The organism is Roseisolibacter agri, assembly GCF_030159095.1.
Lineage (GTDB): Bacteria > Gemmatimonadota > Gemmatimonadetes > Gemmatimonadales > Gemmatimonadaceae > Roseisolibacter > Roseisolibacter agri.
Genome location: NZ_BRXS01000008.1, coordinates 28,311 through 52,795, shown reverse-complemented (window position 1 = coordinate 52,795; position 24,485 = coordinate 28,311). Strand labels below are relative to the sequence as shown.

The window sequence follows — 24,485 nt, the reverse complement described above, 5'->3', positions numbered from 1 at the left end:
ACACGCGGGCGCGCCGGCCCATCGAGGGGCCCCGCGGCCAGGCGTGCGCCGGACGCCAGCGCGGGCGCCTGCTTGGTCAGGCACGCCGGCGCTCGACGTCGCGAGCGGCGAGTTGTCGAAGGGGGCCGGCCTCAGCGAGGCAGCGGCACACGCGGCGTGAGGTAGGAACGCGCGGGCACTTGGCGCCCGGCGTCCACGCCGCGGGAGAGACTCAGGCGATGGGCGGCCGCAGGCGCGGCGGAAGGGCGCGCTCGAGCAAGGACCAGGGGCCGTCGCTGAGCCTACGGCCGTGGTCGGCCCGGGGCACCTGGGGCGCCTCAGCGGTCGCGGGCGACACCGCATGCGCGTGCGTGCAGTGGCAGACGTGCACGACGTGCGTCGGCGCGCGGTCGTCTCCCGAGCGGCCGCCCGGCAGATCCGCCGCGATCACGTCGATGCCGGCGTTGCCTCTCGGCGCTGCTGCCACGGCAGGGCCGGACAGGCCGGCGACGGCGGTGCGCACCAGGGGGCTGTCGACGTGCGGCAGGACCGCGGCCGCTACCGCCTGCGGCGCGTCGCCGTCGCACGAGTCCGCGAGCAGCGGCTCCACGCAGCCGGCCAGCAGCACCACGCCCAGCACGAACGCCAGAAGGCGGCGCAGGGCGGAGGGTGAGCCAGGTCGGTGCAGGGTGCGGAGCATCGAGTCGCCAGGTGGCCCGAACGCGGGTGAGACGCGGTGCGCGAGGGGGAAGATCGGGAGCCGCCCCGCGGTCACGTACGATGGCGGCCGCCCTAAAGTTGCATTGCGGACGCGGCGCCGGACGGCTACCATGCCTGAACTACCTATCAGGTGTGCACGCAACATACCGGCCCGATCCCGATGCCGCAATCCCGCCGTCCCCGCGCTCCCGCCGCGGCGCTTGCACCCGCCACCGTGCCCCCCACGGCCCGAACCTCCGCCCGCGGTACGGTCGCAGGCACGGGGGACGTGTGCGAGGTTCGCTGCATCGACGCGCCGACCGTCACGCGGGTACGCGCCGAGATGCCGGCGGCGGCCGACGTCGCGCTCGCGGCGGAGCGGCTGAAGCTGCTGGGGGATCCGACCCGGCTCCGGCTCCTCGCGGCGCTCGCGCGCGCGGAGGAGCTCTGCGTGTGCGACCTGACGCTCATCGTGGGCGCCGGCGGCGCGCCGACGGTCACCGAGAGTGCGGTCTCGCACGCCCTTCGAGGGCTCCGACTGAGCGGCCTCGTAACGTTCCGGAAGGCGCGAAAGAACGCGTACTACCGGCTCGCCGACGCGGCGACGCGGCAGCTCGTGGCGGACCTCTTCGGAATCCCGGGTCCGGCCGACGCCTCCACGTCGACCGCGGCGCGGACCGCGTGATCGCACGCGACGGCGCACGCGACGGCGCACGCGACGGCGCACGCGACGGCGCACGCGACGGCGCACGCGTACGCGACCGGGCGGGCGGGCGGGCCGCAGGGCGCGACCGCCGGGCCGGCCGTGCGCTAGCGCGTGACCGGCGTGGACTGCGCGCACACGCGGCCGAGATCGAGCAGGCGGCGCGCGCGGTGGCCGGCGAGGAGGCGGTGGCGGACGCCGTGAAGGTCTCGGTCGCTACGCAGGTCATGACGGCCCGCGTGAACGACGCCGGGCCCCTCCCGGCGGTCGAGCAGGCCGTCGCGGCCATCGGCTACGGGCTTACGCCGCTCGAGCGGGTCGAGGCGCGCCCTGCCGGCCGGCACTTCTCGCGGAACGACGCGCTCGGGCAGCCGCGGTGGTCGTCGCGGCCGGCCTAGTGGCGTGGACCGGGACGCCGTGGCCCGACCTGGTCGTCGCGGTCGTCATCGCCGCGCTGTTCCGGGCAGTCCTCCTGGTCCATCGTCCGCGACGCCCGCGCGGACCTGCGGGAGGCGGGCGGCGGATGACGCGGCGACTGGGGTGGATGAACACCGGTACCGAGCATGGATGAGCTGCACCGCTCCACCGGCAGACGGGCGGGCGGAGATGCCGTTCCTGTGACGTTGACCCGCCGCTCCGCCGCGGCGAACACGACGACGGCCGACGCGAGCGGCGCCGGCTCAGTCACGATGGCCGCGACCACGTGCGAGCTCCGCGTCGGCGGCATGGACTGCGCGAGCTGCGCCGCGTCGGTGGAGCGCGCGCTCAAGAGCCTGGAGGGGGTGCAGGACGTCCGGGTCGACGTGGTCGGCGGGAAGGTCCGCGTCGGCTACGCGGAGGGCACGCTCGCGCGCGGGGACCTCGCGAGGGCGATCCGTCGCGTGGGGTACACGGTCGAGGACACGAACGACCGCGTGTCGCGCCGCGCCGCGTTCCTGGTCGACGGGCTGTGCTGCGCCGCGGAGGCCCGACAGCTCGAGGACAGGCTCGGCAACCTGCCGGGGGTCACGACGCTCGAGTTCGACGTCATGCGCCACCGGCTCATCGTCGAGGGCACGATCACCGCCCCCGAGGTGCAGCGCGCCATCCAGGACCTCGGCATGACCGCCCGCGCCGAGGGCGAGCAGGCGGCTCCCGCCTCGTTCTGGCGCCGGCGTGGGCGGCTGGTCATGACCGCGGCGTCGGGGGGGGGCGTCGCGCTAGGGCTGGCCGCCACGTTGGCCGGGCTGCCAGCGGGGGTGGAGCTCGCGCTCCTCGGCGCCGCGACCATCGCGGGCGGCTGGTTCGTGGTGCCCCGCGGCGTGCGCGCAGCGATGCACCGCGCGCTCGACATGAACGTCCTCATGTCCATCGCGGCCATCGGCGCGTGGCTGATCGGGGAGCCGGAGGAGGCGGCGGCCACGCTGTTCCTCTTCGCCGTGGCCGAACTCCTCGAGAGCCACTCGATGGACCGGGCGCGCAACGCCATCAAGGCGCTGATGGACCACTCGCCGGCGGAGGCCACGGTGCGCCGGGATGGCGCCGAAGTCCGCGTCCCGGCGACCGACGTGCAGGCCGGCGAGACCGTGGTGGTCCGCCCGGGGGAGAAGCTCCCGGTTGACGGCGAGGTGACGGGTGGCCGCTCCAGCGTGAACCAGGCGCCGATCACCGGCGAGTCGATGCCCGTCGACAAGGCGCCGGGCGCGGAGGTCTTCGCCGGGAGCCTCAACGGCCAGGGCGTGCTCGAGGTGCGCTCGACCAAGCCGGCGAGCGACACGACACTCGCGCGCATCATCCACGCAGTCGAGGAGGCGCAGGCGTCGCGCGGGCCGAGCCAGACGTTCGTGGACCGCTTCGCGCGGGCCTACACGCCGCTCGTGGTGCTCGTCGCCGTCCTCGTCGGCGTCGTCCCGCCCGCGTTCGGGTGGGGCACGTCGGACGCATGGGTCTACCGCGCGCTCGCGTTGCTCGTCGTGGCCTGCCCGTGCGCGCTCGTGATCTCGACGCCGGTCACCATCGTGAGCGGCCTCGCCGGCGCCGCGCGTGGTGGGGTGCTGATCAAGGGCGGCGCCCACCTCGAGACCGCCGGCACCGCGACGGTGGTCTGCCTCGACAAGACGGGCACGCTCACGGAGGGGCGCCCGGCGGTGACCGATGTGGTGCCGTTCGGCGATGCCGCCCCCGGCGCTCAAGCGTTCGACGGGATCCTGCGGCTCGCCCTCGGCGTGGAGCGGCACTCGGAGCACCCCCTCGCCCGCGCGGTGCTGGACGCGGGCGCCGCGCGCGGACTTGCGGCACCCGAGTCGGTCGATTTCGAGGCGCTCGTCGGCCGGGGCGCCCGCGCCCATGTGGGCAGCGCCGTGGTCTACCTCGGCAACGAGCGCCTGCTGGAGGAGCGGCGGCTCCTCACGCCGCCGGTGCGGGCGGCGTTCGCGCGGCTGGCCGCTGAGGGGAAGACGGCCGTCGCGGTCGCCGTCGAGCGTCACGAAGCCGGCCTTAGGACTGGCGAGGTGCTGGGCGTCCTCGGGCTGGCCGACCGGCTGCGCCCGAACGCGCGGACGGCCCTCGACGCACTCCGCGCCGCGGGCGTGCGACGCCTCGTCATGCTCACCGGCGACAGCCACGGGACCGCGCGCGCCGTCGCCGCCGCGGTCGGCGCCGACGAGGTCCACGCCGAGCTGCTGCCCGACGACAAGGTGCGCGTCGTCCGTGAGCTGGAGGGACGCGGCGAGCGAGTCGTGTTCGTCGGCGACGGCGTGAACGACGCGCCCGCGCTCGCGGCGGCTTCCGTCGGCGTAGCGATGGGGGCGGCCGGCACCGACGTCGCGCTCGAGACCGCGGACGTCGCGCTCATGGCCGACGACCTGGAGACGCTCCCCTTCGCGATGCGGCTGTCGCGCAAGACGCTGGGCATCGTCAAGCAGAACATCGCGTTCTCGCTCGCGGTCAAGGCGGTGTTCCTCGTCCTCGCTGTCGGCGGCTGGGCGACGCTGTGGATGGCCGTCGCCGCTGACATGGGCGGGTCGTTGGTTGTGGTCGCGAACGGACTGCGCGCCCGGCGCCTGTAGCGTATCACCGCGGCCCCCGCGGACCCCCGCGGTCTCACCTGCAGGGCCGCGGGTCGACCGCCGGTCCGCAGGACGTTCGCCAACTCCTTTCACTCCCCAGCCGCGATCACCACGGCCGCCCTCAGGTCGCGGGCGACACCGGCGTGCGCGAGGCGCCCAGCCGCGTCCGGCGGCCTGCTCTCGTTGAGGGCCATGATCCCGTCGTCCGCGCCAGTCGCCGTGCGTCCAACGGCCGACGCCGCCTGTGCCCACGACGTGAATGCCGTCACCACACGGTTCCGGTACGTGTAGCTCACGTGCGCGAGATCCTCCTGCCCCGGGCTCTCGATCCTGCAGCCGCAGCGCGTACAGTCGGCCACGACCACGGACTCGTGGGTGCCGGCGATCCCCACGGCCTTCACTCGCGACGCCGGGCGACCACCTCGTTCGGATCGCTTGAGTCGCCCACCTGGTCATTCAGCGATGGATCGCGCCGAACCTGGCACGCCGATCTACGTCGGCGATGACCGCCTCGAGCGCTCCCGAGTTCGCGTGGACGTTGGAGAGGAGCGCGTGACGCATGACGGGGCTCCTCGACAGGACCGGAGCGGACTGGCGTCGGCTTGGGTGGTCACCGCCGCGAGCAAACGTCGGCCGCCAGAGGAACGCGAGGCTCACACGCGCCTGATCGTCGACCAACGTCCAACTGCCGCGGGCACCTCGCCGGAACCCGCGTGTCTGCGGCGGGCGCGACGCCGCCACACGAGGAACCCCGTCACCGCGAGCAGCGGCAGCGACAGGCCGGCGGCGACGGTCAGCACCCGTGTCGGCCACCCGCCGAGCACCCCGACGTGCAGCGGGTACAGCACGCTGTAGAGCCGCGCACCACCCGCCGCCCGCGCCCCATCCTCCGCCGCCACCACGCGCCCGGCGGTCGGATCGACATGCACGAAGCTCTTGCCGTTCGGGTGCTGCTCGCCGGGTAGCCGCTGCCGGACCCGGAACGTCTGTCCCGGTGCGGTCGGCAGGTACAGGTACGAGATCACGCCGCCGGGCTGTGCGCGCACTGCGCGCGCGAGCAGCGAGTCGACCGGGAGGGACGCGACAGCTGCAGTGGGCGCGGAGACGCGCGAGGGAACCGCGGGCGGGGCGACGGTGCCCGTCACCCAGTACGCGGCCCGCTGGAACGCCTCGTGGAAGACGAGCGACGCCCCCGTCACCCCGGCCAGCAACAGCAGCGCCGACGCGTAGAAGCCGACCGCGCGGTGCAGGTCGTACGTCACGCGCCCGCCCCCCGCGCCGCGCGCCACCGTGAGCGCGGCGCGCCAGCGCGACCCCGCGCCCCGGCCGCCTCGCGGCCACCACACCACCAGCCCGGAGGCACTGAGGACCACGAGCAGCAGCGCCGCCACACCGGCGACCGTGTGTCCGGCCTCACCGGAGAGCAGGTGCGCGTGGACCAGGAAGAGCCACCCGGTGAGGAACTCCGTCGGCCGCCGTGCGCCGAGAATCGCGCCGTCGCGGTACGGGTCGGCGTAGACGTAGCGCTCGGGCGCCGCGCCCAGCCACACCTCGTAGGTGCCGTCCGGGCCGCGGGGCATGCGGACCCGGGTTGCCGGCTCCGTGGGGTAGGCGCGCGCCGCCGCGTCGAGGATCGCCTGCAGCGGCGCCCGCGCCGCGGTCGGCTCGACCCGAAGCAGGTGCGGGTTGAGCGCACGGTCGATCTCCTCGCGGAAGACGAGCGCGCTACCCGACAGTCCGGTGACGACCAGCACCAGTCCCGCGGTCAGCCCGAGGGCCCGGTGTAGCCAACGCATCACGCCGCGCGCGCCTGCCTCCCTAGCTCGTCGGCGACCGGCACGCGCGTCCCCGCGGTGCTCGGCCGCGCCGGCCGGGGGTCGGGTGCGTGTCGTGGCTACGTGGCGCTTGGCAGGCCGCGGTGGGCGATCCATAGCTGTCAAGAGCTGTCAAGAGCTGTCAGTAGCTGACGGAGTAGCCAACGCTGAGCGTCGCGCCCGGTGCCGCGCTGTAGCTGACGTTCCCGACGGGCATGAGCTGCGAGACGATGGGGAAATACTGCCGGTTGAGCAGGTTGCGCACGCCCACGCTGAGCGTGCCCCGCCCCACGTCGGCGGTGCTGAGGAGATCGACGAGCGTGTAGCTCGCCACACGCCGCTCGCCGAAGGCGGGCACCGCCGGATTCACGCCCGGGCGGGCGAGGAACGCCTCGTACGCGCGGTCGCGCGCGCCCGAGTGCAGCACCTGCACGCGGTTGCGCCAGCGCGGGAGCGTCTGGTGCTCCACGTGCGCCGTGAGCTTGGCCGGCTGGATGCGGAAGCTGTTGAGCGGCTGCCACACGCTGTCGGCGCCCACGCGCGTCCAGAACTCCCCCTCGCTCCGCGTGTACGTGGCGCCGAGGCTCACGCGATCCACGGGCTGCCCGTCGAGCGTGAGCTCCACGCCGCGCACCCGCTCGGGCGCGCGCACGACCTGCAGGTTGGCGCCCACCGACGTGCCCAACTCCGACGTGTTGCGGAACGCGGTCGCCGACGCCTGTACGCGCCGCCACGAGCCGCGCACGCCGGCCTCCACCTGGTCCACCTGCTGCGGGTCGGCCTCGCGGTCGCCGAGGCGGAAGCCCGCAGGCGGCGTGCGGATCACGAGTCCGACGTCGGCCAGCGAGAAGCCCTCGCTGTAGTTGGCGAACGCGTTCACCGCCTCCGTCACCCGCACGACCGCGCCCGCGTTGAACAGCACGGGGCGCGAGCGGAGCGTGCCGCCGGTGATCGCCACGCCGTTGAGCGCGGTGAAATCGTCTACCGAGACCGACGCGCGCTCGTGGCGCACGCCGCCGCGCAGCGTCACGCGGTCGACGGGGTTGACCGCGAGCTGCGCGAAGAGGCCGAGCGTGCGCAGGTCGAGCGGCGGCACGAACGGGGCGCCGCCGGCCTGCTCGAACACGCGCCCGCTGCTGGCGTCGAACGCCGTCGAGTCGTAGAGGTGGACCGGCTGCTCGGTGGTCTCGCCGGTGTAGTCGGCGCCCCACAGCGCGCTCGCCGCGAGCCGCTTCACGAGCGGCGTCTCGACCTGGAGCCGCCCGCCAGCCTTCGCCGAGTTGACGTACGTCTGCATGACGTACCCGCCGGCGTACTCGCGGCGCGCCGGCGTGGTGGCGGTCGCGGCGACGGTGCGGTAGCGCCGGTCGTCGAACGGGCGGAAGACGGTGTGGTAGTCGCGGGCGTACGCCTGCGCCTGCACCCGGCTCCCGAAGAGGGCGCCGAGCCGCGCGTGCGTGTACTCGGCGTTGAGCATCGTGTTGCGCGTCCCCTGCGGGTTCGGCAGCTCGAGCCCGGAGATGGTGCGCGACTTCTGCTGGTACGCCGGGAGCGCGTTGATCGAGAAGTCCGACGCGAGGTCGGTCGCCTGGCGGCTGCGGAAGTGGTTGGCCGAGAGCTCGAGCCGTTGCGCGCGGGCGGCGCCGAACGCGTAGCCCGCCTTGCCGAAGAGGTCGGCGTTGTTCGTCTCGGCGAACCCGCCCTGCCCCGTGGGGTCGGGGGGCACGCGGTCCCCCTCGGCGTCGAACAGTGCGCCGGTGCGCGCGAGGGCGCCGCTGGCGATGAAGTCCCACGCGCCCCGCCTGCCGGAGACGCGCTGGGCAACGCGCGGCCCGAGGCCGGCGCCCCCGAGATTGGACAGCGACGCCTCGGTGCTGAGGTCCGTCCCGAAGCGGAGCGCGCCGCCCTGGGCCTCGCCGTCGCCGCGGCGCGTGATGATGTTGATCACGCCGCCGGTCGCCCCGTTGCCGTACACGGAGGTGGCCCCGCGCACGACCTCCACGCGCTCGACCATCGCCGGGTCGATGTTGATGAAGTCGCGGCTGACGTTACGCGAGGTCGACTGCGGCACGCCGTCGACGAGCACCAGGATCGCGCGGCCGCGGATGTTCTGCCCGAAGTTGCTCAGGTTCTCCGTCGCCGCGCCGAGCCCGGGGACGAGCTGCGCCAGCATGGGGCCGAGCCGCGGGGCCGTCTTGGTCTGCGCCTCGATCTGGCCGCGGGTCACCACGGTCACCGCCCCCGGGACGGCGGCGATGGACACGGGGCTGCGCGTCGCGGTGACGACCTGCTGCGTGAGCGCCGTCGCGGCGGACGTGAGTCGCACGTCCAGTTCGCGCGTCTCGCCGGCGGCGAGCGCCCCCAGCGGGTGCGTGACCGGCTGGTAGCCCACCGCCCGGACACGCAACGTGTACGTGCCGGCCGCGAGCGGGCGCAGCGTGTAGCGCCCCTCCGCGTCGACCGCGGCCGCCCGCTCGGCGCCGGTGCGCTCCTGGCGGACGACGACCTCGGCATGCCGTACGGGGGCGCCCGCCGCGTCCACCACACGGCCACGCACGGCACCAGCGGCGACTGGCGCCTGGGCTGCCGCGGGGGCGGCGGCGAGGAACAGGGCGACGACTCCCCGGGCGGGGCGTGTCGGGAGGGCGGACGAGGCGCGCATCGGCGTCGTGCTGTAGGGAGTGAACGCGGCCGCCGGATGCGCGCGGACACTCGTCTGGTCCCCAGCCGCCTCCGCCAGCCTTCGAGCGCCTGAGAACGGCTCTCTTCGGCCCGCCCCGGCAACGGTAGCTGGCAATCCCGAGAGAGTCAATCGGGATTGAGAGCGGCCGTGCCGAGGGCAGCGGCCGGCCAGGTGTGCTGCGACTCGGCCACGACTACCGGCCGGATCATCAGCTCAGCCACGACCTGCGGCGGTGCGCGCCACCCCGAGCTCCCCCCGTACGCGGCGGCCTCCGGGCCGCTCGTATGCAAGGGGGAAGTTCCCGTCCACTCACCGCCTTCGCTCACAGCGCGACCGACGTCGCGAGCTGCTGGCACACCCACGCCGGCTGCCGCAGCGGGACCTGGTGGTCCGCTCCCCGGTACACCCGGATCACGCTGTTCGGGTGCAGCCACTCGAGCTCGTGCATCTGCTCGAGCGGTGCGCTCGCGTCCGCGTCAGCGTGTAGGCAGAGGAACCGGATGTGGGCAGCCACGCGCACCACATCGACGGCGAGGTCATGGCCGTCGACGACCTCCCACATCGGCGACGCTGACGAGCGCCAGGTCATCTGGTTCAGGTCCTCCGCCAGGGGACGCGGGACGTCCCGCGCAAGGAGCGGCACCGCCCACCCCAGCCGCCGCCGCCCGAGCAGGCAGACGAGCGCGAACGGGATCATGTACGTCCCGAACCAGCCGGCGGCACCGCGCTGCCGCAGGTAGCGCTTCGCGAGTTTCCCCCAACCGAAGTACGGGATGCTCACGAGCGCGAGCCACTCGACGTACTCCGGATGCCGGTCCGCAGAGGCCACGGCCAAGCCCGCGCCCAACGAGTGGCCGACGAGCGTGAGCGGGCCCCGCGCCGCCGCCGGCGCGAGCACGCGGTGTAGCTCCGCAACAGGCCGCTCTACCGAGTACGTCGTCCACGGCTTCGGCGAGCGTCCGAACCCGAGCTGGCCGACGAGGAGAAGCCGTGCACGGTCGGCCATCGGCCCGACCACGAACTCCCAGTAGCGCGTGGTCGCGCCGATGCCGGGCAGGAACGCGACGAGCGGTCCGCTCGCCCCGTGCTCCCGCACGTAGAGCGGCCGCCCGGTATCCGGATGGTCGGCGTCGGCCACCGCCATCCCGGCGACACCGACCGTCCGGACGCCGCCCCCGCTGCCACCCGCTCGAGGAGGAAACGCCGCGACACGTCTTGTACTGCTCCCGGCACACGTGCATCCGTCCCGCCTCGGCGGGGCACCCTCACGGGCGGCCGCGCCCGACGCGGAGGTCGGCGCCACGCGCGCGCGCACGCTGCACTCTCATCGCGACATGCTCCGCATCATGTCCCCGTGCGCGCGCACCAGTCGCTCGACGCGACCGTGGTGGTCGGGCATGGCCCGGGCGAGCTCCCCGGCGCTCAGCTCCGGCATCCGCGTGAGGTCGGCGCGCACCGAGTCGATGAGTGCCGTCCACGCCGCGTCGGCGGCCATGTTCATCTCGCCCATCTCGCGGTTCATCTGCGAGATCATGTTGGCGACCATCTGCCGGTGTGCTGGGAGCGAGCGACGGAGGCTGTCCGGGCCGGCGCCCCGCAGTGCGCGCATGTGCGCGTCCATCTCGGCCATCATGCGGCCGCTCATCATCTGCCCCATGCCCGGCATGTTCGCCATGCCGCCCATGCCCGGCATCGAGTCCATACGACCGCCCGACGCGCCGGCGGCCGCGCGGGAGGAGTCGCTCTGCGCGCGCTCGGCGCCGCTCCTCTCGCCGCCACACGCCGCCGCGGCGAGCGCCGCCCCGGCGATGACGACGCGCGGGAGACGGATACGGCGTAGGCGGGAGCGCAAGGGCGCCGTGCGCCCGTCGTGGCTGATGGTCGTGTCGTGGTCCATGTGAGCTCGGTGAAGTTGCGCGTGGCGCACGTGATCTCGCCGTTCAACGCTTGGCGACGCGATGTGGTCCCGCCTCATGCCGGAACGACGTGCGGTTCCGGCGCTCCCACCCCGTCCGCCGCCTCCGCGGGCACTGCCGCGCGACGGAGCTCGCGCTCCTTCCACAGCGAGTAGACGGCGGGGATGACGACGAGGGTGAGCACGGTGCTCGAGACCATGCCGCCGACCATCGGGGCGGCGATGCGCTTCATCACGTCCGCCCCGGCGCCGCCCGCCCACAGGATGGGGAGGAGGCCGGCCATGATCGCGGTCACGGTCATCATCTTCGGCCGCACGCGCTCCACCGCCCCGTGTTCGACCGCCGCGTCGACGTCCGCGCGTGAGCGGAGGAGCCCGGCCGCGCGCCGGTCCCGGTATGCGTGGTCCAGATACAGGAGCATGATGACGCCGGTCTCCGCCGCCACGCCCGCGAGTGCGACGAAGCCGACCGCAGTGGCGACGCTCTGGTTGTAGTCGAGCAGCCAGAGCAGCCACACGCCGCCCACGAGCGCGAACGGCAACGAGAGCATCACCAGCGCGCTCTCGGCGGCACTCCGGAAGTTCGCGTAGAGCAGCAGGAAGATGACCGCGAGCGTCGCCGGCACGACGATCTTCAGTCGCCGCTCCGCGCGCTCCATCGCCTCGAACTGCCCCGACCACTCCAGCCGGTATCCGGGAGGGAGCCGCAGCGCGCGCGCGAGCAGGGCCCGCGCCTCGTCCACGTAGCCGCCGACGTCGCGCCCGCGCACGTCGACGTAGACGACGTTGTTGAGCTGCGCGTCCTCGGACTTGATGAGCGTCGCGCCGCGCGCCACGCCGACCCGCGCCACCTGCCCGAGCGGCACCTGCGCGCCGGAGGGCGTCAAGACGAGCACGTTCCGGACGGCCTCCGGGTCGGCGCGCAGCGCGCGGGGGTAGCGCACGAGCACCGAGTACCGCTCGCGCCCCTCGAGCACCTGCCCGGCCGGCGCACCGCCGACGGCCGCGGCGAGCGCCGCCTGCACCTCGCCCACCGTGAGGCCGTAGCGTGCCGCCGCCTCGCGGTCGACCGCCACGTCCAGGTAGCGGCCGCCGACGGTGCGCTCGGCGAACACCGAGCCCGTGCCCGACACCCGCGGGAGCATGCGCTCGATCTGCTGGCCGACGCGGTCGAGCGTCGCGGCGTCGGGGCCGAACACCTTGATGCCGACCGGCGTCTTGATGCCCGTCGCCAGCATGTCGAGCCGATTCTTGATGGGCATCGACCACATGTTGGCGACGCCAGGCGTCCGGACGCGGCGGTCGATCTCCGCCATCAGCGAGTCCCGCGTGACGCCGTCGCGCCACTCGGTCTGCGGCTTGAGGAGCACCGTCGACTCGATCATGGACATCGGCGCCATGTCGGTCGCCGTCTCGGCGCGCCCGACCTTGCCGAGCACCATCGCGACCTCGGGGATCGCGGCGAGCGCGCGGTCGCGCTGGCGGAGGATCGCCTTCGCCTGCTCGGCACCCACGCCCGGCGCGAGCGACGGCATGTCCATCACGCTCTGCTCATCGAGGGGCGGCATGAACTCGCTGCCCAGGCGCGCCCACGGCAGGACGGTCACCGCGAGCACCGCGGCCGCGCCGCCGACGGTCGCCCATCGGTGCCGGAGCACCAGGGCAATCACGGGGCGGTACGCGCGGATCAGCGCGCGGTTCACCGGGTTCGCCACCTCGGGCCTCACGCCACCTCGGATGAGGAGCCCCATGAGCACCGGCACGAGCGTCACCGAGAGCAGCGCAGCGGCCGCCATCGCCAGCGTCTTCGTCCACGCGAGCGGGTGGAAGAGCCGCCCCTCCTGCGCCTCGAGGGCGAAGATGGGGAGGAACGACACCGTGATCAGCAGGAGCGAGACGAAGAGCGAGGGGCCGACCTCGCCGGCCGACTCGCGCACCAGTCGCCAGCGCTCCCCTGCCGGCAGGCGTGCCGCGTCCAGGGCGCCGTCGCCATCGCGACCCGCCGGGCGACCTGCAGGATCTCGACCGGCGAGGTGGCGTTCGAGGTGCTTGTGGTAGTTCTCCACCATCACCACCGACGCGTCGATCATGGCGCCGATGGCGATGGCGATCCCGCCCAGGCTCATGATGTTGGCGGTGAGCCCGAGCGCGCGCATCGCGAGGAACGCCATGAGAATCCCGACCGGCAGCGTCACTACCGCGACCAGCGCGCTCGACGCGTGCAGCAGGAAGAGCACGGTCACCGCGGCGACGATCAGCGACTCCTCGACGAGCTTCTCGCGGAGGTTCGCGACCGCGTGGTCGATGAGCCCCGACCGGTCGTAGCCGGCCACGAACGTGACGCCGCGCGGCAGCGCCCCCTCGAGCCGCGCCATGCGCGCCTTCACGCCGTCGATCACGTCGCGCGGGTTCTCGCCGTAGCGCATCACGACGAACCCGGTGACTACTTCCCCCCGGCCGTTCAGGTCCGCGATGCCGCGACGCAGCTCCGGCCCGAGCTGCACGGTCGCCACGTCGCCGACCGTGACCGGCGCGCCGGCGGGGCCGGTCGCGAGCACCACGGCGCGCAGGTCGTCGAGCGTCGCGAAGCGCCCGCGGCCCCGCACCACGTACTCCGTGCCCCCCATCTCCAGCACGCGCCCGCCGACGTCCGCGTTCGACGCCTGCACCGCCGCGACCACCTGCGCCATCGACAGGCCGTACGCGAGCAGGCGCGTCGGGTCGACCTCGACCTGGTACTGCTTCTCGAAGCCGCCGAGCGTCGCGATCTCGGCGACGCCCGGCACCGCCGTGAGCGCCGGCTTCACGGTGAAGTCCTGCACCGCGCGCAGGTCGGCCAGGTTCAGGCGCCCCGTCGTGTCGGCGAGGATGTACTGCATGACCCAGCCGACGCCGGTCGCGTCGGGCCCCATCATCGGCATCGCGCCGTCGGGAAGCCGTTCGCGCGCCGCGTTCAGGTACTCGAGCACGCGCGAGCGCGCCCAGTAGAGGTCCGTCCCGTCCTCGAACACGACGTAGACGGCGGAGAGCCCGAACTGGCTCATCCCGCGCACCACCTTCGTGCGCGGCACCTTGAGCAACTCGGTCGAGAGCGGGTACGTGACCTGGTCCTCGACGAGCGCGGGCGCCTGACCGGGCCACTCGGTCATCACGACCACCTGCACGTCCGACAGGTCGGGAATCGCGTCCACCGGCGTGCGGAGCGCCGCCCACGCGCCGGCGAGTGTCAGGAGCGCCGTGACCGCGAGCACGACCCGCGTGTGCCGGACGGACCACGCGATCACACCGCGGAGGATGTGCGTCAGCATCGGATCACCTCCGCGGCGGCTGCGTGAGACCCTGCGGGCTCCCGTGCGAGCCTCCTTGCGGCCGCGCGGGAGCGGCCGGGGGCAGCCCACGCGTGTCCGCCCCCTTGGCCTCCATGCCCGGCATGCCCTCCATCCCGGGCATGCCTTCCATGCCGGGCATGCCTTCCATGCCCGGCATGTCGCCCATGCCTTGGCTCCCCATCTGCCCCATCATCGCGCGCATCACCTCGGCGAGGTTCGACTCCGACTCGAGGAGGTACTGCGCCGAGGTGACGACCCGCTGGCCGGGCTCCACCCCGGCCAGCACCTCGACGAACTCGCCGGACGCGCGGCCGGTCTCGACGTCGTGCGGCATGAGCCGCCCGGCGCCCATGTCGGCGAAGACGACCGAGCGCTCGCCCGTGCGGATGATCGCCGTCGCGGGCACCGTCAGTGCGCGCCGGGTCGGCGTCGAAAACCGGACGGTGGCGTACATCCCGGGGCGCAGCAGACCGTCCGCGTTCGCCACGACGACGCGGGCGCGTAGCGTGCGCGTCGCGGCGTCGAGCGTCGGGTAGACGGAGGCGACGGTCCCCTTGAGCGTGCGGCCGGGGTACGCCGCGAGCTCGACCTCCGCGGCACTCCCCTGGCGCACGCTCGCCGCGTCGGCTTCGCGCAGCTCCGCCTCGACCCACACGGCGCCGAGGTCCGCGATGGTGTAGAGTGGCTCCCCGGCGGCGACCGCCTGCCCCTGCACGACGCGCTTCTCGAGCACGACGCCCGACGCGGGGGCCCGCAGCGTCACCGTCCGACGCGCGCGCCCGGTCCGCAGCACGGCATCGATCTCCCCCGCGCCCACGCCCATGAGCAGCAGGCGGCGCCGGGCGGCCGCCACCAGGTCCGCCGGGGGCACCGCGACGCCCGGCACCGCGCTCGCCGCCAGCGCGCTCCCGAGGCGCCGCGCCACGAGCAGCTCCTCCTGCGCGGCGAGCACCTCGGGCGCGTACACGTCCGCGAGCGCCTGGCCGCGTCCTACCCGCTCGCCCGTCGTCTCGACGAGGAGCCGCTCCACGTAGCCGGCGAATCGCGGCACGACGGCGGCGAGGCGGCGCTCGTCGACCGCCACCACGCCCGCCGTGCGGACGGCGGCCGTGAGCACGCGCTCCTCGACCGTGCCGAACGTGACGCCGAACTGGCGGACCTGAGCCGCCGTGAGCCGCACAGAGCCGTCCCCGCCCATCGACATCCCGGGCATGCCCGGCATGTCCTGCATGCCATCCATGCCGCTCACGAGCTGCGCGGCGGCAGCCGCACTATCACGGCCGCCGCGCGTCACCGCGACGCCTGCGGCGCCCACCGCGAGAAGGCTCGCAGCGGCTGCCGCCCAGACCATGCGCCGTGAGGCTCGCGCAGGCGGCGACACGACGCCTGGACGCCGGTGAGTCGTCTCGTGCGCCGCCTCATCCCCCTTCGCGTGGTTCTGCTGGTTCGTCCTGTCGTCGCTCACGGCAGCACCTCTCCGCCGACGACGAGCTCCAGCTCGGCGACGGCCTTCGCGAACTCCGAGAGAGCGCGGAAGTACGCCGTCTCCTGGTTGAACACGGCGGCCCGGGCGTCGAGCACGGCGCTGAGTCCCGCCTGTCCCGCCTGATAGCTCGCCGCACCCGCCGCGAGCGCTGCGTGCGCCTGCGGCAGCACGACGGCCTTGAGGAGCGCGAGCTGCGTCCGTGCCCGCTCCGCCTCGCCGTGCAGCCGCGCCACCTCGGCGCGGATGGCGTTGCGCTGCCGGTGGTGCTCCGCCTCGAGGCCGGCGAGCTCCGCCCGCGCGCCGGCGACCGCCTGGTCCTGCACCCGGCCGCGCTGCATCGGCAGCGGCACCGACACGGTCGCCGTCACCATGTCCGGGTGCATCGGTCGCACCCCGTACTGGACGGCGACGTCGATGTCCGGCATGCGCTCGCGGCGCGCGAGCTCCACCTGCGCGCCCTGCGCCGCGATCAGCGCCTCGTGCGCGCGGAGCGCCGGGCTCCGGCTGGTCGCCAACGCCTGGAGCACGTCGACCGTGGGCAGCGGCGAGTCGGCCGCGCGCGCCCCCAGCGCGGCCGACGCGAAGCGGACGTCACGCCCCGAGTCGGCGACCGCCGCGCGCACGATCCGCTCCGGCACCCGGGGCGCGTCGACCGGCGTGTCGGACGGCCGGTCGAGCGCCGCGTTGAGGCGCGCGCGCACCGCGCGCCGCTCCTCCTGGAGCGCCGACGCGTCCTCGCCCAGGCGTGCGAGGTCGGTGCGCGCACGCAGGATCTCCTGCAGCGCTCCGCCGGCCATCCCGCCGGCGGAGCGCATGCTGCCGCCGGTCATCCCACCCGACGACATCCCACCCGACGACATGCCACCGGTCGAGCCCGCGGCAGGTCCGGCGCTCAGCGGCGTCGGGGGCGCGACACCGGCTGCGCCACGCCCAGTCCCGCCCATCCCGGTCATCCCGCCAGAGGTCATGCCGCCGCCGGCTGGGACGGGGGATCCCGACGCGGCCACCATCGCCGGGGACATCGCAGACGGCGGGCGCGGAGGCGACGCGGCGGCGCCGGCTGATCCCATTCCCGCGCTCGCCCCCTGCGCGAGGTCGGCACCGGCGCCGTACCGCGCCTCCGCCGCCCGGACCAGATCCACCAAGACGCGGCGGTTCCGCTCGACTCCGGCGAGGGCGTGGTCGAGATACGCCAACTCGTAGAACGCGACGCGCACGTCGCGCGCGACCTCGAGCCGCGTCCGTTCGACGTCCGCCCGCGCGGCGTCGACCTGCCGCTCCGCGGTACGGCGGCGGAGCGCGAGCTTGCCGCGGACGGGGATCGTCTGCCCGACCCCGACCATCGCCATCGTCATCTCGTCGGCGAAGCCCGGGTCGGTGACCGGGAGGTTCTGCACCCCCGCCATCAGCATCGGGTCCGGCCGGGCGCCGGCGGGGCTCACGCGAGCCTGCGCCGCGTCGAGACGCGCCGCCGCGGCCCGCGGGAGGGGGTTGGCGGCGAGCGCGTGCGCGACGAGCGCGTCGACGTCAGCAGGCTCACCGGGCGCCGCGGCAGGCGCTGCGGCAGGCGCTGCGGCGGGCGTGGTGGGGGCTGCTACGGATCGTGGCGGGACGGACGGTACCGCCTGCGCGGCGACGACTCCCGCGCCGGCCACGACCAACAACACGCCGACAACGCCGGCGCCAACACGTGCGAGCTGCATGAGGGTTCGAGCACGAGTCCACCCCGCGCACCCGGACGCACCCGCACTTACGGGGAGTCGACGGCGCGGGCGTCCCCCGGGCCGCACGGCCCGGGAGCGGCTCACGACCGGCCCGATGCCGGCGTGAGGTGGACTACGCCCGAGGAGGGGGCAGCTCGGGAGGCGTGCCGAACGACGGCGGCGCGAGGACCGCGGCCGCTCGCTGCACGTCGTGCACGCGCGCGCCACCCTCGGCTCGCCAGGCGGCGACGGTCAGCGCGGCCGGCGCGCAGGGGGCCATGTCCCGGCACCCGGAGGGCGCCCACGGGAATCGGCAGGGGGCCTCGTCCTGGCCCTCCGCCGGGGCGGTGCCGTCCGGCGGCGCCACATCCGCCATCTCGGCCATGGCCGCCATGCCGGGCATGTCCGCCATCGCGCTCATCCCGGCGCCCGCACCCGCGGACGACACCATCTCCTGCATCGCGCAGGCGAAGCCGGACTCGGCGAGCAGGAGGACGAGCATCATCACGCCGCTGACGAACGCGGCGAGGCGGCGGAGAGCGGAAGGCACGAGAGGAAGATACCCCGGTCGCGGGTGCTCGGTACCGCCATCAACCTGATACCGGGTCAGGGATTCCCGGAGTCCGCCAGGCGACGTCCGGCGACCTCCGGCGAGTCCGGCCACATGGGCTGCGCTAGGCTTTGTGTGGCAGGGGGCGTTCGAGCCGGCGCACGAGGAAGCGGATCATGCTGAGCTGCACGAGGGCGAGGTAGTGGATCGCGAGCTTCTCGTAACGCGTGGCGACCGCGCGTGCCTCCTTGAGCGCACCGACGGTGCACTCGATGGCGCTGCGACGCCGGTAGGCTGCCCGGGCGAACCGTGGCCTGCGCCCCGGCCGATGTGCACGCTGCCGCACTTAGTCGGCCCGCTCCGGGATGACGGCGCGCACACCGTGGCGACGCAGCCAGGCGCGAATCGCGGGGTAGCTGTACCCCTTGTCACCGGCGAGCGCCTCGGGTCTGAGGCGCGGCCGGCCGGGCGTGCGGCGCGGGATGCGCACCGCATCGAGCACGCGCGTGGCGTACCGGCTCTCGTGCGCCTGCCCGGCACTGAGCGCGACGGCGAGCGGCAGCCCGCGCCCGTCGGTCACGAGGTGCCGCTTTGTGGTGAACCCGCCGCGGCTACGCCCGAGCGCGTGGTCGGGCGGCTCCCCCGCGGGCAGGTTTTCCCCCCGCGCCCGCGGCGTGGCGATGCGCCCGGACGTGACTGCCGTCGATGCACCACAGCTCCCAGTCGATCCGCCCCGCGGCGGCCAGCTCGCGCTGGAGCGCCGCGAGGATGCGCTCCCACAGTCCCTCGCGGGTCCAGCGCCGCTGGCGTGAGGCGACCGTCGACCACGGCCCGTAGCGCTCGGGCAGGTCGCGCCACGCGCAGCCGGTGGCGTGTCGATAGAGCATTCCGTTGAGCACACGCCGATGGTCGGCGTAGTACGTTCCCCGCGTCTCGCGGGCTGGCAGGAGGGGCGCGATTCGCGCCCACTCCGCCACGGTCAACTCGTGCCGGGCCGCCATCTGGTCCCCGGGTCTCATATCCACTCCGTGGTGGTGGGCTTGGTCCGCACTGTCGGCGTCCGACTACCCACTGCGCGCAGCGGAACTGAGATCTTGATTCAACACTGGGCTCCGCGGCGGCCACGGCCTGCGCGTAACGGACCGCCGCATCAGAAGTGGCGCCGCCGCACTACCGACCGGCGGAGATGGGTTTCTCGCTCATGCCGCTCGGCACGGTAGCAGCACCCCGAAGCCCCGCCGACCGACTATTCCGCGCGGAGCGCGCCGGCGGGGTCGACACGCGTTGCGCGCCGCGCCGGGCCGTACGCCGCCGCGAGCGCGACCACAACGAGCAGCGCGACCGCGCCGGTAAGGGCGGCCGGGTCGGCGGGGCTCACGTCGTAGAGCACCGCGCGCACGAGCCGCGACGCGCCCCACGCGCCCGCGAGCCCCACCACCGCCCCGGCCCCGGCCACGGCGAGCGCTTGGCGGAGCACCGTGCTCCGCAGCGCGCCGGGCGTGGCGCCTAACGCTGAGCGCACGCCGAACTCGCGCGTCCGCTCGCCCACGGCGGCCGCCGTCACGCCGTAGAGACCGAGTCCCACCAGCACGGCCGCGACCAGACCGAACCCCGCCGCGAGCGCGGTCGCGAGCCGCGGCACGGCGAGCGGGCCGGCCAGGTAGTCGCCCATCGGGCGCGCGTCCCACAGCCCGAGCCGCGGGTCCACCTCGGCGAGCGCGCGCCGGAGCGCCGGGACCAGGCGTGCCGGGTCACCCGTAGTGCGGAGCGCGATCTCCCCCTGGTCGCCCACCTGCTGGTAGGAGAGGTAGAGCGTGGGTGTGGCCTCGCGCAGGCTGCGGTAGCGGATGTCGCCGGCCACGCCCACCACCGTCCACCACGCGGTGCTGTCGGCGGTGGGGAATCGGAGCTGCTGGCCGATGGGGTCGCGCCCCGGGAAGAGCCGTCGCGCGGCGGCCTCGCTCACGACGACCACCGGCGTCGCGTGCTCGCCGTCGGCGTCCGTGATCCCGCGGCCCCGGCGGATCGGGACGCCCATCGTGCGGAAATACTCGGCGCCGCCCGCCTCGACTGGGAACGACTGCACCGCCCCGCCTGTGCCCCCGTCCGGGCCGCGGACGACCGTCGGCCACGACCACACGGTCGCGCCGAGGAACGGCGGGATGAGCACGGGCGTGACGGACGTGACGCCCGGCACGGCGCGGAGCCGGGCGTACGCGCGGGCCAGCACGCCTCGGAACGCCGGTGCCGTCGTGTAGTCGGCCTGCGACATGGTGATCTGCGCGATGAGCAGGCCGCCCGGCGCGTAGCCGTGGTCGACGCGCTCGAGCTTGGCGAGCGAGCGCACCAAGAGTCCCGCCCCGGCGAGCAGCACAAGCGCGAGCGCCGCCTGCGCCGCCACGAGGCCCTGGCGCGTCCGCGCCCGCCCGCGCGTCCCCCGGCCGGCGCGCGCGTCAAGGCGCAGCGTGGGCGCGACCGGCGCGCGGACTAACGAGCGCACCGGCAGCACGCCAGCGAGGAGGACGGCGCCGAGCGTGAGGCCCAGGGCTAGGAGCACCGGCCCCGGTGCGAGGCCGATCAGGTCGGCGCGCGGCACCACCGGCACGCGCGCCGACGCAGTCGCCACGAACGCGCGGAGGAGCACCGCGCCACCCAACACCCCGAGCGTGCCCCCTGCGAGAACCAGCAGTAAGCACTCGGCCGCGAGCGGGCGGGCGACGTCCCACGGGCGCGCGCCGAGCGCGCGGCGCACGGCCAGCTCGCGCGCCCGCGCCGTGGTGCGGAGGACGAGCAGCGTGCTGACGTTCACCGCGGCGATGAGGAGGAGGAGCCCGGCGGCCGCCGTGAGCACCACGAGCGTCGGGCGGCTGGCGCCCACGACGGCGTCGCCGAACGGGGCGGCGTGCGCGCCCGTCAGGTGCGCCTCGGGCGCGCGCGGGCCGCTCCAGGCGTAGAGCTCCGCGGCTGCCTCCCGCGGCGTGCGCCCCGGGGCGAGGCGGCCGACGAGGTCGGCCGTGCTCGGGCCCGCGGTGGCGAGCGGCGCCCAGTACGCCGCACCCACCGGGAAGTCGAGCCCGGGCGGGGCGACGCCGACGACGGTGAAGTCGCGCCCCACGCTCGCCAGGTGCAGGCGCCGCCCGACGACGCGCGGGTCGCCCGCGAACGCGCGCCGCCACGTGTCGTGGCTCAGCACCAGCACACCCGGAGCGCCGGGGACGTCGTCCTCCGGGCGGAGGAGCCGGCCGAGCGCAGGGCGGGCGCCCAATACGTCGAAGAAGTTGCCGGTCACGCGGCCCTGCGGCAGCACGAGCGGCCGCCCGCCGTCGTAAAGCGGAAACGGGTAGACGCCGAAGTGCGCGTAGCCGGCGACCGCGCGGAGCGTGCGGCTATCCCGCGCGAACGGCGCGACCTGCTGGGGCAGCAACCCGTGCTCGATGTTGTCGCCACGCAGGTTCCAGAGCACGACGAGGCGGCCCGCGTCGGCCACGGGAAGCGGGCGGCGGAGGACCGCGTCCGAGACGCTCAGCATCGCCGCGGCCGTCGCGAGCCCGAGGGCGAGGATGGCAACGGCGGTGATCGCGAGCAGCGGCGCGCGCCGCAACCCGCGGAACGCGAAGCGGAGGTCCCGCACGAGGGTCTCGAGCATGTCGCGTCTCCGGGCAGCGGATTCGGTGCGCGCATCGAGCGCGCGCAGGTACCGGCGGGCCTCCTCCAAGTCGCCGAACTGGCGGAGCGCCTCGGCGCGGGCGGCCTCGGCGTTCAGGCCGCGCTCGGCCATCAGCTCCGCGGCGCGTAGGTCGAGGTGGAAGGCGAGCTCCTCGTCGACATCAGCGGCAACGATGCGCGCCGTGCGGTGCGGGAACTGGAAGACGCGGCGGAGGCCGGGGATGCGGGACACGGGCGGCGCCGTCGACCTCAGACGCCCGGGGCCGGGTCGAGGGCCGCATCGAGAGCCGGGTCGAGCACCCGGGACACGGCCGCAGCGTAGCGGCGCCAGGCGGACGCCTCGGCTCCGAGCCGTGCGCGCCCTGCGGGGGTGAGCTGGTAGTAGCGGGCGCGCCGCTTGTGCTCCGAGAGTCCCCACTCGGCTACCACGTCGCCCCGGCGCTCCAGCCGGTGCAGCGCCTTATAGAGGGGCGCGTCCTCGAGGGCGAGGACGCCGTCGGTCCGCCGCCGCACCCAGCACGCGACGGCGAAGCCGTGCAGGGGCCCCCAGACGAGCGCCCGGAGGACGAGCAGGTCGACGGTGCCGGGCAGCAGCTCCAGCGGGACATCGGGTGGAGAGACGTCAGGCACGGCAGGCAGGGGTCGGCGAGGGGCGCGGGGTGGGTAGAACGTGCGTACTCCCCTTCTTGCGGAAGGGGAACGTACGGTCGCGCCGTCCGCCGTCAAGGACCTGATGCTCGGTCCTCCGGAGCATCAACGCCCCGGCGTCCCCGCGAGTGGTCCCTCCCGACCCGGTACCGAGAGCGTATGCGGCCACGAGATGCACGAGGTGATCGCCTCCATCGAAGTGCGCCCACCCTTTAGCGCGCCGGGCTACGGCGAACGCAGCATTTCGCCGTGGCGAGGGCGTCAGCGAGCCGAGCCATGCCCTTCCTGTCCCCCCTGTCGCACAGAGCCTAGTGTCCCGGCATCACCGGCGCCGGCGCGACCCCCGGCGCTACGGCGCGGTCTCGCGCCACCGTCTGCCCGAGCCTCCACCCGCCCCAGGCGAGCATCAGCAGCACGAGCGCGCCCCCGACGCCGAGCGCCGCGCGGTCCCCCGGCGTCAGCGCCCGGTCGCGGCGCCGGGGCGCGTGCGCGGCCCCGTTCCGCGCGGCCGTGGCGGCTCCGTCGCGCGGGTGCGCCCCCGCATCTGAGCGCGAGGGCGAAGACGAGACGCGCCGCGTCATGCGCTCACACCTCGCAGGACGTCCTCCGGCTCGGCGCGCGCCGTCGCGTCGGCGGCGGCGACCGTCGGCGGCGCACCGACCGCAACCGCCGTCCGTCGGCGGGAGGACCCGGGGAACTGCAGCCGCCATCCCGTCGCGAGCACCCCCAGCATCGTGAGTTGGACGAGCGCGAGCAGGGCCGCGTCGAGCGGCTTGACGCCCGTGAACGCGAACATGTGCACCGCGAGGAAGGGGTCGAACAGGCGCCAGAAGTACGGACGCCGCTGGACGACCTCGCCCGTGCCCTGCGCGACGTAGACGTCCGTGTGCCAGGGATCATTGAACCGGAACCGGTAGGTGGGCACCGGGCGGTTGAGGTCCATCCAGAGCTGCGGCGCCACGGCCACGTAGAAGAAGTCGGGCTTGCCGATCACCTCCTCGCGCGCGATGGCCCCGGCGAGCGTGGGTGACAGCGCCGCGAGCGGTCGCCCCGTCGCGGCGGAGAAGACGCGCGGGGGCTCGTCTTTACGAGGCATAACGAGCCACGCGTCCTGGTTGCCCAGGCGGCGCCACTCGATGGCCTGCACGGGCCGCGCGCCCGCCGAGTCCGCGGGGAGCGACGCCGCGACCTGCCGCAGGACCGTGCCGGCGTCGGCGAGCGGTTGGCTGGCGGCGAACCCGCCGCGCCAGTCCGTGCTGAAGCTCGACTTGCCGCGGAACGGGTCCTCGAGCGGGCCGAGGCACAGCCACAGGTAGATGCCGACGACGAGCTGCACGACCAGCACGCCCCCGACCGCGGCGCCCAGCTTCCGGTGCAGGTTGCGCGCACGGAACGGCCCGGCGCTCCGCGCCCGCGATGGCGCAAGCGCCGTCGCGACCGCCGGACGGCGCCACCAGAAGAGCTGGTAGCCGAAGATCGCGAGCGCGATGACGCCGAGCGCGCAGGCGTAGAGCAGCGTCGTCCAGAGCGCGAGGTGGTCGCTGTACTGGTTGACGTGGAACGTCCGGTACCACCACTCGAACTGCCCGGACGCCGCGTTCAGCCGCCGCAGCGTGCGCCCCTCGTCGCGCGAGAGGATGAGCGTCGCGGGCTGCGCGCCGCCGACGCGGGCGCGCACCGCGGGCACCCGGTCGGCCGCGTAGTAGCGGTTGTACTCCGTCGCGTGCTCCAGCCCCTGGAACCGGCTCCCGAGCAGCGCCTCGTTCGCCGTGACGGCGAGCAGCTCGTCAGACAGGGGGTCGAGCCGCGCCCCCGTCCGCGCGTCGAACACCATCGCCGCCGCGTACGGCGTCGGCTTCACCACGTACCACAGGTGCGGGCCGCGCGACTGCAGCCGCAGCCAGTAGACGCGCTCGAGGCCGTGCTCCGCCGCCGCCCGACGCAGGACGGCGTCGGGGGCGACCGTCGCCTCGTCGAGCCGGACGTCGACCGAGTTGTACGGATTGAGCGTGTACGACCCGGCCAGCCCGTTCGGGGCGTTCATCGTCATCAGCATCATCGCCGCCGACGACGCCATCCAGCCGAGGAGCGGGACGGTCAGCACCAGGCCGAGCCACTTGTGCCAGGACGCGACCCGGGCCTTCGCACGCTTTCCGAACATCTCGACTCCTATCGCTGCGGAAGGGCGTCGCCAGGGCGCCGGCGGCGCGGCGCGCGCGCGGCCGGCGCCCGCCGCACAGGTGGCTGCCGGCTGGGTGTCCGC

General features: G+C 74.7%; 15 protein-coding genes and 2 pseudogenes. 3 read left to right on the top strand and 14 right to left on the bottom strand.

Features of this window, described 5'->3' with window-relative positions; all coding sequences use genetic code 11:
• Window positions 1-211 precede the first annotated feature (211 nt).
• On the bottom strand, window positions 212-679 hold the full coding sequence (locus tag rosag_RS23370; RefSeq protein WP_284352599.1) for a hypothetical protein: 468 nt from the start codon (window positions 677-679) through the stop codon (window positions 212-214).
• A 288-nt stretch (window positions 680-967) separates the two neighbouring features.
• On the opposite strand from rosag_RS23370, the gene rosag_RS23365 reads away from it, so the two are divergent.
• The 3 genes and pseudogenes from rosag_RS23365 to rosag_RS23355 all read left to right on the top strand — a co-directional run bounded on the left by rosag_RS23365 (window position 968) and on the right by rosag_RS23355 (window position 4,428).
• Complete coding sequence (locus rosag_RS23365; RefSeq protein ID WP_284352598.1) at window positions 968-1,363, top strand: ArsR/SmtB family transcription factor; 396 nt, start codon at window positions 968-970, stop codon at window positions 1,361-1,363.
• 362 nt (window positions 1,364-1,725) lie between these two features.
• Window positions 1,726-1,908, top strand: a pseudogene (locus rosag_RS25435) (cation transporter); the annotation flags it as partial.
• Window positions 1,909-2,004: 96 nt separating this feature from the next.
• The gene (locus rosag_RS23355; protein ID WP_284352596.1) at window positions 2,005-4,428 is read left to right on the top strand and encodes a heavy metal translocating P-type ATPase; all 2,424 of its coding nucleotides are present in this window, start codon (window positions 2,005-2,007) and stop codon (window positions 4,426-4,428) included.
• Between the two features lie 89 nt (window positions 4,429-4,517).
• On the opposite strand, the gene rosag_RS23350 is transcribed toward rosag_RS23355, so the two are convergent.
• The 13 genes and pseudogenes from rosag_RS23350 to rosag_RS23290 all read right to left on the bottom strand — a co-directional run bounded on the left by rosag_RS23350 (window position 4,518) and on the right by rosag_RS23290 (window position 24,383).
• Window positions 4,518-4,724: a hypothetical protein gene (locus tag rosag_RS23350; RefSeq protein ID WP_284352595.1), complete on the bottom strand. Its 207-nt coding sequence runs from the start codon at window positions 4,722-4,724 to the stop codon at window positions 4,518-4,520.
• A gap of 357 nt (window positions 4,725-5,081) precedes the next feature.
• Complete coding sequence (locus tag rosag_RS23345; protein WP_284352714.1) at window positions 5,082-6,224, bottom strand: PepSY-associated TM helix domain-containing protein; 1,143 nt, start codon at window positions 6,222-6,224, stop codon at window positions 5,082-5,084.
• A 160-nt stretch (window positions 6,225-6,384) separates the two neighbouring features.
• Window positions 6,385-8,799: a TonB-dependent receptor gene (locus tag rosag_RS23340; protein WP_284352594.1), complete on the bottom strand. Its 2,415-nt coding sequence runs from the start codon at window positions 8,797-8,799 to the stop codon at window positions 6,385-6,387.
• 448 nt (window positions 8,800-9,247) lie between these two features.
• On the bottom strand, window positions 9,248-10,069 hold the full coding sequence (locus rosag_RS23335; protein ID WP_284352593.1) for an alpha/beta fold hydrolase: 822 nt from the start codon (window positions 10,067-10,069) through the stop codon (window positions 9,248-9,250).
• A gap of 180 nt (window positions 10,070-10,249) precedes the next feature.
• Window positions 10,250-10,822, bottom strand: a complete 573-nt coding sequence (locus rosag_RS23330) for a hypothetical protein (RefSeq protein WP_284352592.1) — start codon at window positions 10,820-10,822, stop codon at window positions 10,250-10,252.
• 74 nt (window positions 10,823-10,896) lie between these two features.
• The gene (locus rosag_RS23325; RefSeq protein ID WP_425607534.1) at window positions 10,897-14,136 is read right to left on the bottom strand and encodes an efflux RND transporter permease subunit; all 3,240 of its coding nucleotides are present in this window, start codon (window positions 14,134-14,136) and stop codon (window positions 10,897-10,899) included.
• A gap of 16 nt (window positions 14,137-14,152) precedes the next feature.
• Entirely contained in the window at window positions 14,153-15,484 is a 1,332-nt protein-coding gene (locus rosag_RS23320; RefSeq protein WP_284352590.1) for an efflux RND transporter periplasmic adaptor subunit, read from the bottom strand.
• Between the two features lie 146 nt (window positions 15,485-15,630).
• Window positions 15,631-17,358, bottom strand: coding sequence for a TolC family protein (locus rosag_RS23315; protein WP_284352589.1), 1,728 nt, complete (start codon window positions 17,356-17,358; stop codon window positions 15,631-15,633).
• 133 nt (window positions 17,359-17,491) lie between these two features.
• Window positions 17,492-17,908, bottom strand: coding sequence for a hypothetical protein (locus rosag_RS23310; protein WP_284352588.1), 417 nt, complete (start codon window positions 17,906-17,908; stop codon window positions 17,492-17,494).
• A gap of 124 nt (window positions 17,909-18,032) precedes the next feature.
• Window positions 18,033-18,909 (bottom strand): annotated as a pseudogene (locus tag rosag_RS23305) (IS5 family transposase).
• Between the two features lie 245 nt (window positions 18,910-19,154).
• Window positions 19,155-21,806 carry an ADOP family duplicated permease gene (locus rosag_RS23300; protein ID WP_284352587.1) on the bottom strand — a complete coding sequence of 884 codons (2,652 nt, stop codon included), beginning with the start codon at window positions 21,804-21,806 and terminating at the stop codon, window positions 19,155-19,157.
• A 17-nt stretch (window positions 21,807-21,823) separates the two neighbouring features.
• Complete coding sequence (locus rosag_RS23295) at window positions 21,824-22,204, bottom strand: PadR family transcriptional regulator (RefSeq protein WP_284352586.1); 381 nt, start codon at window positions 22,202-22,204, stop codon at window positions 21,824-21,826.
• Between the two features lie 595 nt (window positions 22,205-22,799).
• Complete coding sequence (locus tag rosag_RS23290) at window positions 22,800-24,383, bottom strand: hypothetical protein (RefSeq protein ID WP_284352585.1); 1,584 nt, start codon at window positions 24,381-24,383, stop codon at window positions 22,800-22,802.
• Window positions 24,384-24,485 lie beyond the last annotated feature (102 nt).